General features: G+C 33.9%; 9 protein-coding genes. 1 reads left to right on the forward strand and 8 read right to left on the reverse strand.

The features are described from left to right. Positions 1-83 precede the first annotated feature (83 nt). Positions 84-728: an OmpA family protein gene (locus tag RT228_RS14175; RefSeq protein ID WP_006258681.1), complete on the reverse strand. Its 645-nt coding sequence runs from the start codon at positions 726-728 to the stop codon at positions 84-86. Between the two features lie 144 nt (positions 729-872). Between RT228_RS14175 and RT228_RS14180 the strand changes: the two genes are divergently transcribed. Then, positions 873-1,868, forward strand: a complete 996-nt coding sequence (locus RT228_RS14180) for an IS110 family transposase (protein WP_313138717.1) — start codon at positions 873-875, stop codon at positions 1,866-1,868. 116 nt (positions 1,869-1,984) lie between these two features. Here the strand turns inward: RT228_RS14180 and RT228_RS14185 are convergent, their stop codons facing one another. The 7 genes from RT228_RS14185 to RT228_RS14215 all read right to left on the reverse strand — a co-directional run bounded on the left by RT228_RS14185 (position 1,985) and on the right by RT228_RS14215 (position 17,287). Further along, the gene (locus RT228_RS14185) at positions 1,985-3,049 is read right to left on the reverse strand and encodes a gliding motility-associated C-terminal domain-containing protein (protein WP_006261805.1); all 1,065 of its coding nucleotides are present in this window, start codon (positions 3,047-3,049) and stop codon (positions 1,985-1,987) included. Positions 3,050-4,047: 998 nt separating this feature from the next. Beyond that, positions 4,048-6,018 carry an OmpA family protein gene (locus tag RT228_RS14190; protein ID WP_036496858.1) on the reverse strand — a complete coding sequence of 657 codons (1,971 nt, stop codon included), beginning with the start codon at positions 6,016-6,018 and terminating at the stop codon, positions 4,048-4,050. A gap of 25 nt (positions 6,019-6,043) precedes the next feature. Then, complete coding sequence (locus RT228_RS14195; RefSeq protein ID WP_006261807.1) at positions 6,044-6,976, reverse strand: type IX secretion system membrane protein PorP/SprF; 933 nt, start codon at positions 6,974-6,976, stop codon at positions 6,044-6,046. Between the two features lie 8 nt (positions 6,977-6,984). Beyond that, entirely contained in the window at positions 6,985-8,277 is a 1,293-nt protein-coding gene (locus RT228_RS14200) for a gliding motility-associated C-terminal domain-containing protein (RefSeq protein WP_006261808.1), read from the reverse strand. 55 nt (positions 8,278-8,332) lie between these two features. After that, complete coding sequence (locus tag RT228_RS14205) at positions 8,333-12,544, reverse strand: hypothetical protein (RefSeq protein ID WP_006261809.1); 4,212 nt, start codon at positions 12,542-12,544, stop codon at positions 8,333-8,335. 67 nt (positions 12,545-12,611) lie between these two features. Further along, positions 12,612-14,984: a hypothetical protein gene (locus RT228_RS14210; RefSeq protein WP_006261810.1), complete on the reverse strand. Its 2,373-nt coding sequence runs from the start codon at positions 14,982-14,984 to the stop codon at positions 12,612-12,614. Between the two features lie 20 nt (positions 14,985-15,004). Continuing rightward, positions 15,005-17,287, reverse strand: a complete 2,283-nt coding sequence (locus RT228_RS14215) for a hypothetical protein (protein ID WP_006261811.1) — start codon at positions 17,285-17,287, stop codon at positions 15,005-15,007. Positions 17,288-17,290: the final 3 nt, after the last annotated feature.

Genomic DNA, 17,290 nt, shown 5'->3' on the forward strand with positions numbered 1-17,290 from the left:
TTAATACTTTATTGTCTGATGATTAATAATACCTATAGACTTTCAGAAAAAAAAGGTTGGACATGTCCAACCTTTTTTACTTCTTATAAATCTGTGATTATAAATTCACTTCTTCTATTCTCTTGATGTTCTCTCTCACTACAAGGAACATTGTTTTTACAACGATTGATAATTCCTCTTTCTCCATATCCTACACCTCTTAATCTCAATCTATTCACTCCTTGACGTACTAACCAATCTACTGTTTGATCTGCACGACGCTCTGATAATCTTAAGTTATACTCATCAGGACCAACACTAGAAGTGTACGAACGAACTTCTAATTTTAATGAAGGATTAGTCATCATAATAGATGCTACTTTAGACAATTCTAATTGTGCATCACTTCTAATAACAGAACTATCATTATTAAAGTATATCGGTGCTAAATCTGTAAGCTTACCTAAATCATCTCCAATTCTTGGATTACCTTCATTCTTTCTTTTAGGTTCCATATAGTCGTTATCATCATCAGTTGGATAATTAAGAGATGAAAATGCCTTACTTCTTTCTAATTCAAAGTCAACCTCTATAGAATCATCCTTATTAACATCTTCTACAGATACTTCTTCAGATTTATATCCTTTAGCTTTAACGGCTACATAGTAATCTCCTTTAGATTTGTTGAATAAGAAAATGATAATTTTATAGAAGTATAATAAAGCAACCAAATCAACAGAGTGAACCAAACGGTTGACAAAGTTAATGACTTAAGAACTGAGTAGGACTTTGTTGATTCTACTAAAAGGTATCAGACTAGTAATTAAGACGTTCGGGTCTAGTATTAAGGTTTAGATGATATTTAGTAATAGGTTGCCTTAAATAATTATCATATGGACAAATTTACACAATTTATCGGAATCGACATTTCAAAAGAGTATTTTGATGCATCAATTTATGTAGAAGTAAACAAGTATAAGCACAACCAATTTGCTAATACAAAGAAAGGTGTTTTAGAATTTATGAAATGGATGAAGAGTGAAGGTTGTTCTATTGATAATACATTAGTCTGTATGGAACATACAGGAATTTATAAGAATATTTTAGTTAGAGAATTACAAGTTAAAAACTGTAATATCTGGGTAGAGATGGCTTACAAGATTATTAGAAGTAGTGGAATACAAAGGGGGAAAAATGATAAGGTAGATTCAGCAAGAATAGCGTTATATGCTAAAAAGAATCAAGAAGAGGCAACTTTGTTTAAAGCATCTGATCAAGTAATAGATAAGATGCAAGCATTATTAGGTCAACGTGAAATGAGTATAGCTCATAAAACGGCAATGAGTACAAGAACAAATGAATTAAAGGACTTTAATGTTGATTTGTATAAAATACTATGTACTAATGAAAAAGCTTCATTAAAAGCCTTAGAAGAGATGATTAAGTCAATAGATAATCAATTAGATATTCTGTTAAAAGAGCATCAAGAAATTAAAGAGATTTATGACTGTGTTACATCTGTAGTTGGTATTGGGCCTATTACAGCAATGTTCTTGATCTGTTATACTAATAGATTTACCTCATTTGATGATGCTAGACAGTTAGCATCATACTGTGGAGTAGTTCCTTTTGAGTATACATCAGGCAAATGCGTAAAAGGAAAGCCTAAAGTACACTTCATGCCAAATAAGAAGCTTAAAAAGCTTTTACATATGTGTGCATTATCAAGTATTAGGCATGATCCAGAGATCAAGAGTTATTATGAGAGAAAAGTGGGAGACGGAAAGCACAAAATGCTTGTGTTAAACAATGTAAGAAACAAATTAGTACAACGTATATGTGCGTGCGTTGAAAACCGAAAAATGTATGTAATGAAACAAGTAGCTTAATCAAAAGCTATACATAACGGATATAAACATAGAGGATAATATACATTATTCCAGGCATGTCTATGTCTTAGATAATTGAATTATTATCAGAAAAACGAAATAAATATTATGAATTATTATTTGCTTTTATCATAGTAATCAATCTGAACAGAATTATTTGGATACTTATCTATATTCTCTATGATAAAATAATCGTTCTTTCCATCCCCATCTGGCGAAACTGCATTATAAATCTTTAATTCTGAATTATAATCTGAATCCACTAATGCCAATGTAAAAACACCTTGAGCTTCTACTACAATAGGCGTCTTTACAGTCTTTGTTGATACATCTACTATACCTCCTAAGTCTTCCCATTTTAAGCCCTTATCATCCCAACGAACAATGTGTAAACTCTTCTCTGGATTAGCCAATAAAAAAGAAGGGGTCGTTTGCTCATTCCAACTTAAAGTTAATATAATAGCTCCATTACTCGCTTCATTCTTTACTTCCCAATACTCCTCATTATTTATATCTATAATCGCATTTTTAACATTATGTGCTCGACCCACCAAAGGATTTACACGTTTATACTGGGTTTGAAATAAATTTTGTAATCCGCTACTCTCTCCTAGGGTAATTGGGCGATAATATGTCCCATCTCCTACTGGCATTTCCATTTCTTTTTTTGCATCTAGATCGGCCATACCAACTACGTGACTTTCATCTCCTACACCCTCTACACTTGAGCTTTCTAAAAAGGTAATACTTCCTGATAATGGAGTATTTACAACTACATGACCGCGCTCAAAATAAGCTTTACCAGCAATACTTATTTCATTCTCTAAATCAATTCCATTACTATTAAAGATTACATCTTCAAACAAAGTGGAATTTGCTCCTCCTGATATTTTTTGTTTTGCTTTAGCTTCACTCAATTGTTCAAAGAATACCTGACTAGCCTTGACTGAACGTGAAAAAACAAAAGCACCTGTATTACTAAAATCATCTAAAAAATAGATATCTCCAGAATTTACAAAATTTCCTTGAGCACTATTAACAAACTCTCCACTTACAAACAAGACTTCATTAGCAGATACAAACATTTCTCCTGTATTATAAAGCTCTACTTTCTCTTGTGCATGTAGCACACAAGAAGTTATAAGCACAGGTATTAATTTCAATGTATTCCCTTTTTTCATATCATTTTTTTTACACTTATTTATATAAAATTCACAGATATACACATACCAAAAGCAAACATTATAACAAATAACAAAATTAAAAATAAAATTAACATTTAATAATCAATTAAAAAACATTTTTTAACACACTATCTATTAAACAATTATTAACAAAAAAATTCTACTTCTAATGATTTTAAATCAAAACAATACTCATCTTAAGTCTGAAAACCCTCTATAATTACATAAAACCCTCGTTTAATACATTTTAAATATTTGAAAAACATTGTTTTTTAAACTCTTGAACCAAATAAAAAAGCTAAAAAAGACATTATATACAGTTTAGTATATTAATATTCAAACAATCAATCACTTAAAAATCTAAAAAACATTACTCAGTATAAATCCATAAACCTAAGACTAACAAAATATAGATGCCCCCCCTAAGGAAACAGCACATAAGTTTCTAACTAATGGAATACTTTATCTTTTTATGTCTTTCACACCAAATAAGCTACCAATAATAAACTCCCTAATAAGACATCAGGTTAAAAAATGAAGGGGTAATCCGTCCTAAAAAAACTGTACAGCTATAGTAGGACGAGACACCCCTAATTAGACTGATCACATAGTGGTCCCATAGTTATGGGATACTGCTCGCATAAAAAAGAGATAAAAGTATGCGACCACTACCCCATAAACAACCTATAAATATCCTATTAAATGTAATATGATCAATTACATTATCAAAATCTCATAATAGACAGCTACCATACTACTTATGTTCTAATACATCCTAATTAACCTTTAATACTACAAATAACAATATCTAAAATGAAAACTATAATAGCAATCAATACCAAATACTACAAATAAAAAAAGCTCCCTTACGGGAGCTTTTAGTGGCTAATGCTGTTAGTTTTAAATCCTACAGCAGGATCGGTCGAAAAAAAAATTGTTTTGTTGTTTTTAAGAACAATTATAATATAGTATAAACGTAAACTTAAGTCATTATATTACAATTCTGTAACAATAAATTCACTACGTCTATTTAACTGATGTTCTTCTACTGTACATGGCACTCCATTACTACACTTATTCTGTAATTGTGTCTCACCATATCCTTGTCCTGTCACTCGGCTTGCCTCGATACCTTGACTGATAATCCACTGTACTGTAGACTTCGCTCTGCGATCAGACAATCTTAAGTTATAATCATCATTCCCTCTACTATCTGTATGAGAACGTACATCTATCTTCATAGTAGGGTACTCTTTTAATACTTCTACCACTTTCATTAATTCAATAGATGCATCTCTACGAATATTTGATTTATCAAAATCAAAATAGATTGGATTCAGTTTTAATTTCTTAAATAGATCATCATCTTTAGTAATAGGTTTCTCTGTTTTCTCTAAAGGAATATCTTGTTTTTTAACTCCTCCAGCTACAGCATCTAATTGTACGATTACTTCTTCTGTATTATACTTCTCAGCTGTTGCTTTTAAGCGATACTTCCCTCTACACTCTAGTTCATCTATTCTATAATATCCCTTATCATCAGTGATTATTTCTCCTATCACTTTATATGAGTTATCATACACAGTTACTTTAGCATTGGCTAATACCTCTTGAGTATCTTTATCAAACACAATACCTTCTAGGCTCTGGTGACATATTTTCTGCATAAAGAAGTAAATATCATCTCCCCCTACACCATTCACTCTATTAGAACTAACGAATCCTTTGCGTGTCTTACTATCAATATAGAATGCAAAATCATCTGTGCTACTATTAATAGGTGTTCCCATATTCGTCACTTGACCTACACTTCCATCTACATTAATCTTCGTCACGAATACATCTAAACCACCAAGTCCTGGGTGTCCATCTGAACTAAAGAACAAGAAGTGATCTTTAGATATAAATGGAAATGTCTCTCTACCTGCTGTGTTTACTTTATTCCCTATATTCTCTACTTTACCATATTCTCCAGTAGGATATAATGCTACTCTGAAAATATCAGATTGTCCTAAAGTACCTTCTCTATCTGAAGAGAAATATAACCATTTGTCATCAGGTGTTAAAGCTGGGTGAGCTGTATTATAGTTATCCGAGTTAAACGGCAACTCTTCTACATTCTCCCATTTACCTTCTTCTGATAAAGTCGCTTTATATATTTTTAATAAAGTCGAATGCTCTTTATTTAATCTTCTCTTTCCTTTTGCACTTGTATTATTACGTGTAAAATACATCGTCTTCCCATCAGAAGTAAATACAGCTGTTGCTTCATTTACTTTAGTGTCTAACTCAGGTGCAAACTTCACGGGCTCTTCAAAAGTACCGTCTGCATTAATCACACTACTGTATAAACTTGTAAAACTCTCGTTCGTCCATTCGTGTAATCTCTTTCCTGACTGATGTTCTGTATTACGAGCAGAAGTATAAATCAACTGATTTCCTAATAAAGCTGCTCCATAATCTGAATAGGCAGTGTTCACACTTATATTCTTTAGCTCATAGCGATCAGAGTTATTCTCTATCTCTTTTAGATAACGGTCTTTAGTAGATTCAAAAAGTTGTGCTCTAGAATCGTTTGCCTCTAATTTAGAGAACTCTTCCATCATCAGTTTTGACTTATCATAGTTCTCTACAGCTTTTAGCGTCTGTGCGTAACGATAATAATATTCTGATGGTAACACTTCTTTACCTTTATCTTCGTATTGACCTTCGAACAATTCAGTATACCACTGATTTGCTTCTATTAACTTTCCATTAAAGTAATATGCATCCGCTAACTTCTTCAGCATATCAGCATTAGTATACCCTTTGCTAGCGATGCGTTCATAGATCTTAATCGCATCTACGTAAGCTTGGGTTTGATATTCTTTATCCGCTTTCTTCTCTGCTACCTTCTGTCCATAGGTACTCATACCTACGAAAAGCAACATCGTCAATAAGCTTATTCTCAATAGCTGTTTTTTCATACTTGTTTTCTTAACTCCTCTCTTATTAGAAGAAACGAGGAGCATTAATTGTACTACGACGGTTAAATAATTCGAATCTCATGAAAATCTCGTGTGAACCTGAGTTATAACGTTTAAGTGCAGTAGTCTCAAAGTCATAAGAATATCCAACAAATAAATTATCATTTACCTGGAACCCTGCCAATGCACTAACCGAAGCATCCCAACGATAAGCAGCTCCTAATGTAAACTTGTCATACATCAAAAAGTTAGCTGTCAAGTCTACTTGTAATGGTGCACCACTTACTGCCTTAACTAAAGCGGCCGGCTTAAATAATAAGTTCTCACTCACATCGAATACATACCCTCCCATTAAGTAGAAGTGCATCTTCTGACGCATCGTCGTAATATCATTATCATCGTAGCGATCTGTAGTCAAAAAGTTCGGAACCGATAATCCTACATAAGCTTTGTCAGAGTATAAATAAACCCCTGCTCCAATATTTGGGTTAAACTTGTTATTTAGATTCTCTTGGCTTACAGGATCTGTAGGATTGTGGATATTAAGCTTTGTATAATCAACACTTAATAGATTAGCAGTCGCTTTTAACCCGAATGCTAATTTATAATCAGCGTTTAAGTCAATAGCATAAGCTAAATCTACAGAGATATTATTCTCATCCATCGCTCCTATACGATCATTCGTAAAGTTCACTCCTAGTCCTAATCCACTTTCTCCAAGAGGCGTAGATACAGATACATTCGCAGTCTTAGGTGCTCCATCTAGTCCTACCCACTGTGTTCTGTACATCCCGAATACGTTCAGTGTTCCTCTACTACCTGCATAAGCTGGGTTGATCATATTAGCATTATACATATACTGTGTATACTGTGGATCTTGTTGAGCTTGCATTTGAGAAAAGCAGCCTAAGGCGAATAGGCTGATTCCGATTTTCTTTATGTTTTGTTGAATATTCATGTATTCTCTTACTTATTGCTTTCTAAATGTAGGTAACCCGATTTCTTAATCATACGCGAACCGCTAGCGTCTTTATACTCATAACTCACGATGTAGAAATAAGTACCTGTAGGTAATTTCTCCCCTTTATTTACAGTAACACGTCCATCAGAGTATCCTCTAAACACATTACCTGCACTGTCATAACTCTTCGTATCATATACCTTAACTCCCCAACGGTTGTAAATCTCTACTGTATTATTAGGGAATCTGTTAATATTATCTATAATAAAGTAATCATTCTTACCGTCTCCATCAGGAGAAACAAGGTTATAAATAACGATATCTCCGTCTAAGATTAGGTCTGTATTCACAGTAGCTAATGTAAAGAATCCGTACCCCTTAACACTTGTAGGTGTAGTGATCTCTTTTTTCTCTAGATCTACTACTCCTCCTTCGTCTACCCAAAGTTGTTGCTTAGCATCCCAGCGTACGATGTGTAATTCTTTCTCTGGGTTTACTAATAACTCTTTAGGTGTAGTACGCTCATCCCAACTTAACGTCAGCATGATGTCTCCTTTGCTATTATCACTTCCTTTATCTACTGTCCAGTACTCGCGCTCATCTAGTAAGTTAATCACTCCTGACTTAGCACTACGCGCTCTAAAGAAGTTCTTATCATCTAAGTTATACTTTCCTTCATACGCATCCTTTACATGGTCTGGAGCAGTGATTCTAGCATAACGGTATAGTCCTTTATCTCCCTTAGGATATTGGAATTCCTCATTACCTATCTTCTCTACATATCCTTCTGCATGGCTTCTATCTGTAGGCTTAAGTGCTTTCGCTCCTTGGTGGAAGGTTAGCATCCCTGCTAGTGAGTCTACCTTAATGATACCATCTTTAAAGTCTACACTACCTCTTATGTTAGCCTCGTTCTTTAGGTCGAAGGCCATGTCTTTAGTAGCGTTATCTAGTACTACGTCAAAGAAATTAGAAGGTTGGCTTCCTGTGATATGTTGAGCTCCTTTTGCTTCTTCAAAAGGAGTGAACACAGCTTTAGAACCTTTGGCGTTCGTGCTGTGATCGTAAATATTGTCATTGTTAAAGTTGCTGTAGTAATAAACCGTTCCATCATTCTTTACATACCCTTCTTTTGTATTGTCAAAATCATAGATAGTAGACATTACACCACCTTCTGCTACTGAAATCTTTCCTTGGTTTACCATTACTTGGTCTTTCTTAGCTTGCTGTGCTACTACTGTAGCTGGCAATGCTAAACCTAATAAGGCAACTGATTTATATATTTTTTTTGATTGCATAGTTTTCAGTTTTTAAATACTGTGCTAGTGTGAAACTAGCACAGTTATTATTCTATTATCTCACTTTTTGATAAATCATAGGATTCGTTATCAATAATCCATTCCCTTTTAAAGGTACATAAGTATGAAATTCTTTAGTAGCATCCCATCCTTCGTCACCTTCTTTATATGGTGTTGGATCTGTTGATTTTACTTCGACAGTACGTTCTGATTTAGGCAATTTACCAACTCCTTTTACAGTAGCTTGATTATAAACTCCTTTCGTTTCGAATATATCAGCTTCTGTTACTTTATAAGATACTGTGAACGTCCAAGTCTCATTTCTATTTAAAATACCATTATTATTTTTATCACCTGAGAAAGTCACTCCCTCTTGTATTGGTAAATGAGTGCGCTCATCTAGCTTAATAGTAAATCCAAACAATGGATCAATAATCTCAATATCCTCTATATCCATATCTCCAGCATTTTTCACATCGAAAGTATATAAGATTGTTTCTCCTACTTGTGCATATCCATCTTTACTCTCATCTGTAAACACTCCTTCTTTCTCTATAGTACAAGTTTCACACTCTTTTTGCTGTTGACCATAACCAAAACCATACATCATCGTTTGACCAATTACATTTTGAGTTACATCTACTTTATTGATATTTGCACCTGTTCCTTCTGAAATCCAATGTACTACTTGCAACGGTACCGCTACATTTCCATTATATCGATCATACACTTCCAATTCTTCTAATGAAGCATTCGTAGTTCTTTTTCCCCATAATGTTACATTCCCCCATTTATCAATATTAACACGAATAACTGGTGAAGGGTTATTAAATCGATCATTCTGATCAATATGTGTATTATCACTTTCATCATCATTAGGGTTTTTATTCACATTCCAAACAGCACTAGTTCCTGTCTCTCCAAATCTTTTTCCATCAGATTTAAAACGTACATTTCTATTTGCATGGCCTGTTTCAAACTCTAATTCTTCTTTATAAAGAGGTACTCCATTAATAACCATATTAAAAGAATTGTCTAATCGATAAATATCTACAACAAATCCTCCATCTGTAGCAGGTTGTTCAAACTTCTCAACCACATTACTACCTTCTTTTTGAGCTCCAGCTCTATGAAACCATCCAAAACCTTTACCTACGATGTCTTGATAACACTCATCTGCACAAGTAATATTAGAGACATGGATTCCACAACTTGGATCTTGAATGCGCTTAGAGAATGTGATATTATCTATCAGAGTATGTCCAAAACCTTTTCCAGTTTCTAAAGCTCTATCTTGACTCCCTCGAATAGCAATCTTCACATTTTTACTTACTACATCATCACATGCAGCTTCTGCAAATGTAAAACTAGCTGTCAACGGTACCCATCCTAAACTAAATCCTTCTGGCTTAGCTCCTTCTGGCAATCCAACACCTCCATACTTCAGTGGAACTGATGCATAGATATGACCAGTCTCTTTATCTAACACATCCATGATCATATAATCTTTATCATGGTAAGTCACATAAGAATAGATATCTAAAGTATAAACTCTGTCTTTCTCTATTTTTTCTGCTAATTCAAACTCATAAAATGGTTTAATGCTTTGCGCAGCTGAAGCAGCTCCTCTTACTAAGAATGCTGAACCATTTACTGCTCCAGACATATCTCTTATCGCTTTAGCATTATCCCAAGCTGGAGTCCAGTCAAAATTACTATTTGCTTCAGTTGGATCATTACTTGGTGCATTCTCTACCCATATTCCTTCATGCCAAGAATCTGTTGTAGGGATTCCCATCTGTACATACCCAGGAGGATTTACAGAGTAATATCCATTTTTGATACGTGCTACAGAGATAGTTTCACTATGAGGATTTCTATTCGCACCTGCATAACGACGATCGTTAACACCTGGTGCAAAAAGATAAGATGCTGTTGCTCCTCCTCTAGGTCCGTCTCTTAGTACCTTCCCTTCTTCTGTCAATATCTCTCCATTCACTCCTATACTAATAGAAGCTCGTTGACTCCAATCTGTTCTTCCTGAATTTACATTCCAATATCCACGATCAAAATCTTCAAAATACAATATCTTATCTACACACTCACCAAGTGCCATAAAGACAACTTCATTGATATTGTTACATCCTATTGATCCACTACCTCCAGGTAAATTACCTGAATCATTATTATAACATTCATAATGTGGATTCGTTGGTTTCACATTTGGATCTCCATTTGTTGCATCTGGATCAGAAACGTCAGCAGGTCTCATAATCGTTGATTCTGCAATCATTGATCCCGTCATACCGTTTAACACTCCCGTGATTTTATACTCAACTGTACATCCATTAGGTATTTGTAATTCTGAACGGAATGTACGCGTTAGAGGATCATAAGTAAGTGCTACTGATTCTTTAGCATTTCCATTTGCACATTTAAAAGTTGCTTTTACTCCTTTTGGATTGATTACATCCACCCCAGGAGGAACTGTAAATGTAAAAGGGGCACCATGAATTCCTTTACTAGCATCTGCTATAATATCAGAAGGTCCTTTATTACCTGCTGTCACTACATAATCTACTGTATCTCCTTTATGTCCTTTACCAGTACCACCTACTTTATAAGTAATATTCGTATAAAGGTCTGCCTCTTTTATAACAACCTCTGTCTTAATCTCTTTTTTATTTCCAACTCTGAACGTCCAAGTATCCATTGACTTTTTATCACCAAAAGTATTACTAGCTCCTCTTCCATTAATCCCCCATATATGTCCGTTAGTATTGCTACTAATTCCTCTATTTCCAGGAGTAAAGTGTGTATTAACTTTAGGATTAACAATCGACCCATTGCTTACATATGGTATATCACTATCATCCCAAAATACTAAATCTGATAGCACATTACTATAATTATGGTAATCTAACAATTCAATTGCTATACCTCCTATATTATATTCCATATCAAAGAAAGGGAAGTGAACTTCAGCACCTTGTAATTGTACATTTAGATCAACTGGAACTACACCTTTTAGCTTCGTTTTTCCATCTGTTCCACCTACTCCATCCCAATAAATTTTATTGTGTCCTTCTTTTGTATTTCCTTCTAATCTTTTAAATACAGATCCACTACTTATGATATCAATCGTAAACTGCTGTCCACTTACAGGGGCGTCAAACTCTATATACCCACCTTTATGTCCAAAAATACCTACTGTCCCTTCAGCACCTACTATCTTCACATTAGATACTTCTGGCTCTATTACTGTAGGATTTAACCATGTAGTCAAACCATAAGAGGTACTATTAATAGCAACTTTTGCCTTATTAGGCATATCTTTTGCAGGTAATGTATAGTAGATCTTATGGGTAATATTACTATCATCATCTGGAGTATTAGGATTATGAATTTTGTCAATAACCTTACTAGCTTCATTATTCATACTCTTATACAAAGAATTCTTTGTTTTAGCGTCATAGAAACCATTGTTATTCACAAAAAATGCCCATACAATACCTGAAGACCCCTTATGAGTAACTCTATATGTAAACCCATCATTAGTACGAACAAAAAATTCCCCTTTAAATTTTACATCTTGATAATTTGATCCACTAGAAAAATTTCCATTAGAAAAGTTTAAATTCGTAGCATAAACCCTACCATTAACAAACTTTGTGTTACTTTCATTAATAACTGATACATCCCAAGCTATAATACTAAAAGCTTCAACTTCTTTCCACTGAGTATCTGCTAATTGAACATATCCTGTTTCTCCTATGCGATTATTACCAACTGTTCTTTGACCAGTAAACTCTACACGATAAATTCCTTCACCTCCTACTGGAACAGTATAATAAATAGGTGTATACCCTCCTTTGCTATCATTTTTTAACCTAGGTCCAGCTAACTCAGCAGAACGATTTGGAATTTGCCCTTCTGTTTGATTATTATCAACAACTATACTACCGGAAGGATTATACAAAGTAATTCCTCCCTTAGCATCTCTCCAGTTAGTTGTTCCCTGAGCTGAAGATGCCATCGTAATAGTTTCCCCTACTTTAGCATATACATAATGTGCTCCAGCATTAGGAAAAGGTATTGCTTCTGGAGAACTATGTTTATTTCCCAATAACATAGCACGATGCCCACTTGCTCCACTAGGATATAAATTTCTAGAACCGTCTGCCAACATAGTTGTACTTACTCCTAAGACTAAACTTAGAGTAAGTACTACTTTGATTGTTATCTTATTTATAATTTTATATATCATATTATATTTGTAATTATAATTTAGTTTAATAAGTATCTTAAGCTAAAGATACCTAACTATTTTTTCGTTATTTGATTACAAAAACGATATTCATATAAGAGGCAGGTGTCGCATTACCAATGATGTCATAAGTAAGCTTACCATCTTTATCTATCTTAAGATTTTTAAATACTTTTGTGTCATAATAAGTCACATAGTAATGAAGCTCTCCTTTATCAAATACAGCTATATCTGCTGGAGCACCATCACTCCCCACTATTCCGCCTGTATAAGGCATTGTATATCCACCAGCACCATGAGCAATAGGATAATCTGCATTTCCTACTCCTGCTTTTCCTCCTGTAAACTGATCTACATATTCTTTATATAAATCTCTTTCTAAGCCAGTTCCTTTTGACTTCGTATCAAAAATAACTGCTGGCATATAGAAGAACTGAGGAGCTACTTTAGCACGTTCTACAGTTTTTAACACACCATCAGCATCCGCTACCACAACTTTATTAGTTGATTCTCCAGTAAATTCAGGTTTATTAATATTATTAACTTGAACTCCTCCGTCTCCATGAATAACAAGGTTAATAAGAGCACTACTATTTCCATCGTATGTTTTATATGTTTCAAAACTGATGTTTTTTGAATAATATGTAGATAATTTAAATCCCTTATCTGCACTTGAGTTAATATGTGACCAATCATTATCATGATTTAACTTTAATTTCGATTCAATACCATTAGTAGATTCAACTTTTGAAATTAAACCTATAGATGACGTTTTATCTCCATACATATTTAAACCAGTATGATCTGAATCATAAGTAAATCCATGAGATTGACCACCTTTCTCAAATATTAAAGACGTGTTTTTTCCAAAATCAACAATACGGTTACTCGTTAAAGTACCATCTGAGTTATAAATATTCTTATATTCCTCAGGTTTTTTCCACTCTACTTTAGTATTTGTATCACCATCTTTTACTACTGTTAATACATCACCTGCATTTCCTCCATCAGTGTTAATTGCTACGTTATAATCCGTAGTAGTACTTCCTGTTGCTGTAGTAGGTGTTACTTTCACTCCATTTCCTTCAGAAACTGTAGTTAACTTCTGTGCTGCTTGAATATCGTCATTAGAAACATTTACTTTATACTCTGTCGTATTACTTCCTGCTGGATTAACAGATGAACTTACTGTTGTATTTAATCCATTAACAACAGTAGTAACTTTTTGTCCTGCTTGGATAGCGTCCTTTAAATCTACTGAACCTGACTCTACGCCATTAACAGAAGTAACAATTGTAGTACCATCAACTGTATTTGTAACATTATCAATTACTTTAACTTCAGCTTCTTTTCCATTCACTGTAGAAACAATAGTGTTACTATCTACAGTACCATTATTATTTTTCTTAGTTAAAGCATTAGTAGTTGTAGGAACTATTTCAGATTGTGCTACCCAAGTAGCTTTACCTTCTTTAGTAACCATTACTTGCCCATTAGTACCCGCTTTTATTTCTAAAGAAACATCTTTGAATGTAGAACCTACACTTCCTTTATCATCATTAACAACAATTGAATTAGAAGTAACATTACCTGTTGCTAATTTTTCTTTAGCAGTTTCATAGTTAACTGTTAAATTACCAGTACCATCTACATTTAATCCTTCACCTGCTTTTATTACACCTGCTACATCTTTAGTAGCTGTTGGAACATCTAAAGTGTACTCATGAGAATCTGCAGCTTTAGTTACAGTAATATTTGTTCCTTCTTTAATAGTAGTAACTGTTTCGTTAGCTTTAACGATATCTTTTTGATCTACCCAAGTAGTTCCATTTCCATCAGCATTTGTTACCATCACTTGATTAGCTGCACCGTGTGTAATCGAAAGAGTTACCTCTTTTAATACTGATCCTGCTCCATTATCTGTACCTCCTACAGTAATCCCAGTACCTGTAATTCCTTTTGCATCAGAAATTAAGCTTGATGTAATAGTTGTCGGTGTCCATACACCATTTACTAAAGTCAATACCTGATTAGCAGTTGGGTTAGTATCAGATACTTCTACCCCTTGTATTTTACCTACTACAGTAGCATTAGTTGGTCCAGTTACATCACCATCTAAAGTAATCTCTGTAATTTCAGATTGTTTAGCAAAACGAGCCCATTTAGTTCCATCCCAATAGTAATAACCTGGAGTAACATCATTAGCTGTTGCTTGGTTATATACCATTAATGATGTTTCAGGTTTAGTAATAGGCTCTTGATTAGTTGTTTCAACTAACTCTACACGTGGTATCAACAATCCTCTTTTTGAGGATTGTATATCTACTGCTGCTGATTTATTTGGTTTATCTGTTCCGAATCCTTGTTGTGCTTGAACTGTTTGAGTTCCTAATAAAAGTAATAAACTAAGTCCGGCAAATCCTATGTATGTCTTTTTCATCTTTTGTATTCTATTTTTTATTAGTTACGTCCAACAACGATCCATTTCGTTCCATTAGACTTAATAATCCACCCTTGGAATGGCATAGCTCCATAAGCTAAGCGATTACTTACTGTATCATTCTCTTGAACAATATTTAAATAACCATTGTGATTTTCATTTGTATTAGCAATTTTCACACTAATAGTTTGTCCTTCTACACCGCTTGGAGTTGGTAATTTTAAATTAGTATCTGTAGCTCCTAAAGTAACTTCGATTACCACTTCCTCTTGATTAATAGAGTAATTAGTATCTCCTGCGATATTAATATCACCTTCTTTAGTTATAGTAATACTTCCTGTAGATTCAGATTTGTTTACAGCATATAACTTACCATCTGCTCCTATTTTCACGTTTTCTAAAACAGTATTTTTATCAGCTGGAGCATCTAATCCTATAATAGCTAATGAACCATTTCCTGTTAGATCTAATTTAGTTGGCTCTGTTATTTCACCACCTAAATTAACTGTATTATCAGATTTAACTGTAATACCCTGTCCTGACTTAACTGTATTTCCTAAAGCAGAAGCATCAACCCATTCAGTAGTAGTTCCTGTAACTGTTCCTTCAGCATCTTTAACTTCTTTAGTAACTAATACTTGACCTGCAGTAGTACCTCCTTTTATTTCTATTGATGTCTCATCTAATAAAGCTTTTGCTCCACCTGTTACAACAATTGATTTAGATTTTAATTCTTTACCTTTAAGAGTCTCACCAGAGATTTCTTTATAAGTAACTCCACCTATACCATCTGCTACTGGAATTTGTCCTTCTCCTGCAGGAGAAGATGTCCCATTATCTGTAGTATTAGAAGTCATTTTATCTGCTGATACAGCTCCGCTACCTAAGTCAACATTTGCTATTGTACCATCAAGAATCTCTGTAGATGTAATACTTCCTTCTTTAATACTTAGTTTAGTATCTACTAAAACAGCATTTTTTAATTCAGAAGATTGAGTATCACCAATAACAATTTTACCATCAGTAGTTAATGTTTTAGCAACTAATCCACCCTTATCAACAGCATCTTCAATTAAGTTCTTAGCTGATGTTTGTTTTAACACACCTTCTTTATCAGCGATAACAATGTTATTATCAGTTACAGGTTTAGCTACATTATCTAATCCTTTAATAGCAATATCACCAGCTTTAACACCATTATTATCAGTTAAGTCAATAATAGCTCCTGGTGTAGTACCATCATTTTTAATCTTACCTCCTAAGTTAACAGTGTTGTCATCTTTAACTGTAATACCTTGACCAGACTTTACTGTATTACCTAAAGCAGATGCATCAACCCATTCTGTTACATAAGTAACTTTACCTTCACCATCTTTAACTTCTTTAGTAACTAATACTTGACCTGCTTTCTCTCCTCCTTTAACTTCGATATTCACATTTTTTAAAAGAGCAGTATCAGCTGCAGCACCCTCTATTTGAATAGAATTCCCTTTAGAAGTCAATGCTTTTCCATCTATAGCACCCTTATCTATAGCATCTTCCATTAAATCTTTAGCAGATACATTCTTTAAGATACCATCAGCTCCCATTACTACGATATTATGTCCAGCTACATTACCTTTTGTTAATGTATCAAGACCTGTTATCGCTAATTCTTTACCTGCTCCTGTATTTAAAATTGTTTTCTCTGTTAAATCCCCACCTAGTTTTACAACTGTTTTAGTATTTCCTTTATCATCTGTAATAACCTCTGTTTTCACACCATTAGTTCCTGCTACTACATCTTTTAAAAACACCTCAGGATTAACCCATTCTGAAACATAAGTAGTTTTTCCTTCTACAGTAACTTCTTTTGTCACTAACACTTGATTAGGAGCAGTTCCTGCTTTTACATTTACATTATAATCGATATCGTGTCCGTTTACATCTGGTTTTGGTGTAACTGTCACATTATCTCCTGCAGAAACTGTTACTGAACTACCTGAGTTAGAAGATACGAAACGTACCCATCTACCTTTAGATCCACCTTCGTGTTTAAAATTTGCATCCCAGTAATAAAAACCAGCTGGTGTTTTCGATCCAATATTATATACCATTAAAGCATTAGCAGGATTAATTACTGGAGTACCTTGGTCTAAATTTGGAATATCCAATCTAGGAATCAATAAACCACGTTTACCCGAAACGATCTCTACAGCAGATGATCTATCTGGTGTATTAGTTCCGAATCCTTGTTGAGCATATATATTTGAAGTTGTTAAAACTGTGAAAGCTACTGTAGCTGATAATATTAATTTTTTCATTTT

The organism is Myroides sp. (assembly GCF_032073645.1).
GTDB lineage: Bacteria > Bacteroidota > Bacteroidia > Flavobacteriales > Flavobacteriaceae > Flavobacterium > Flavobacterium odoratimimum.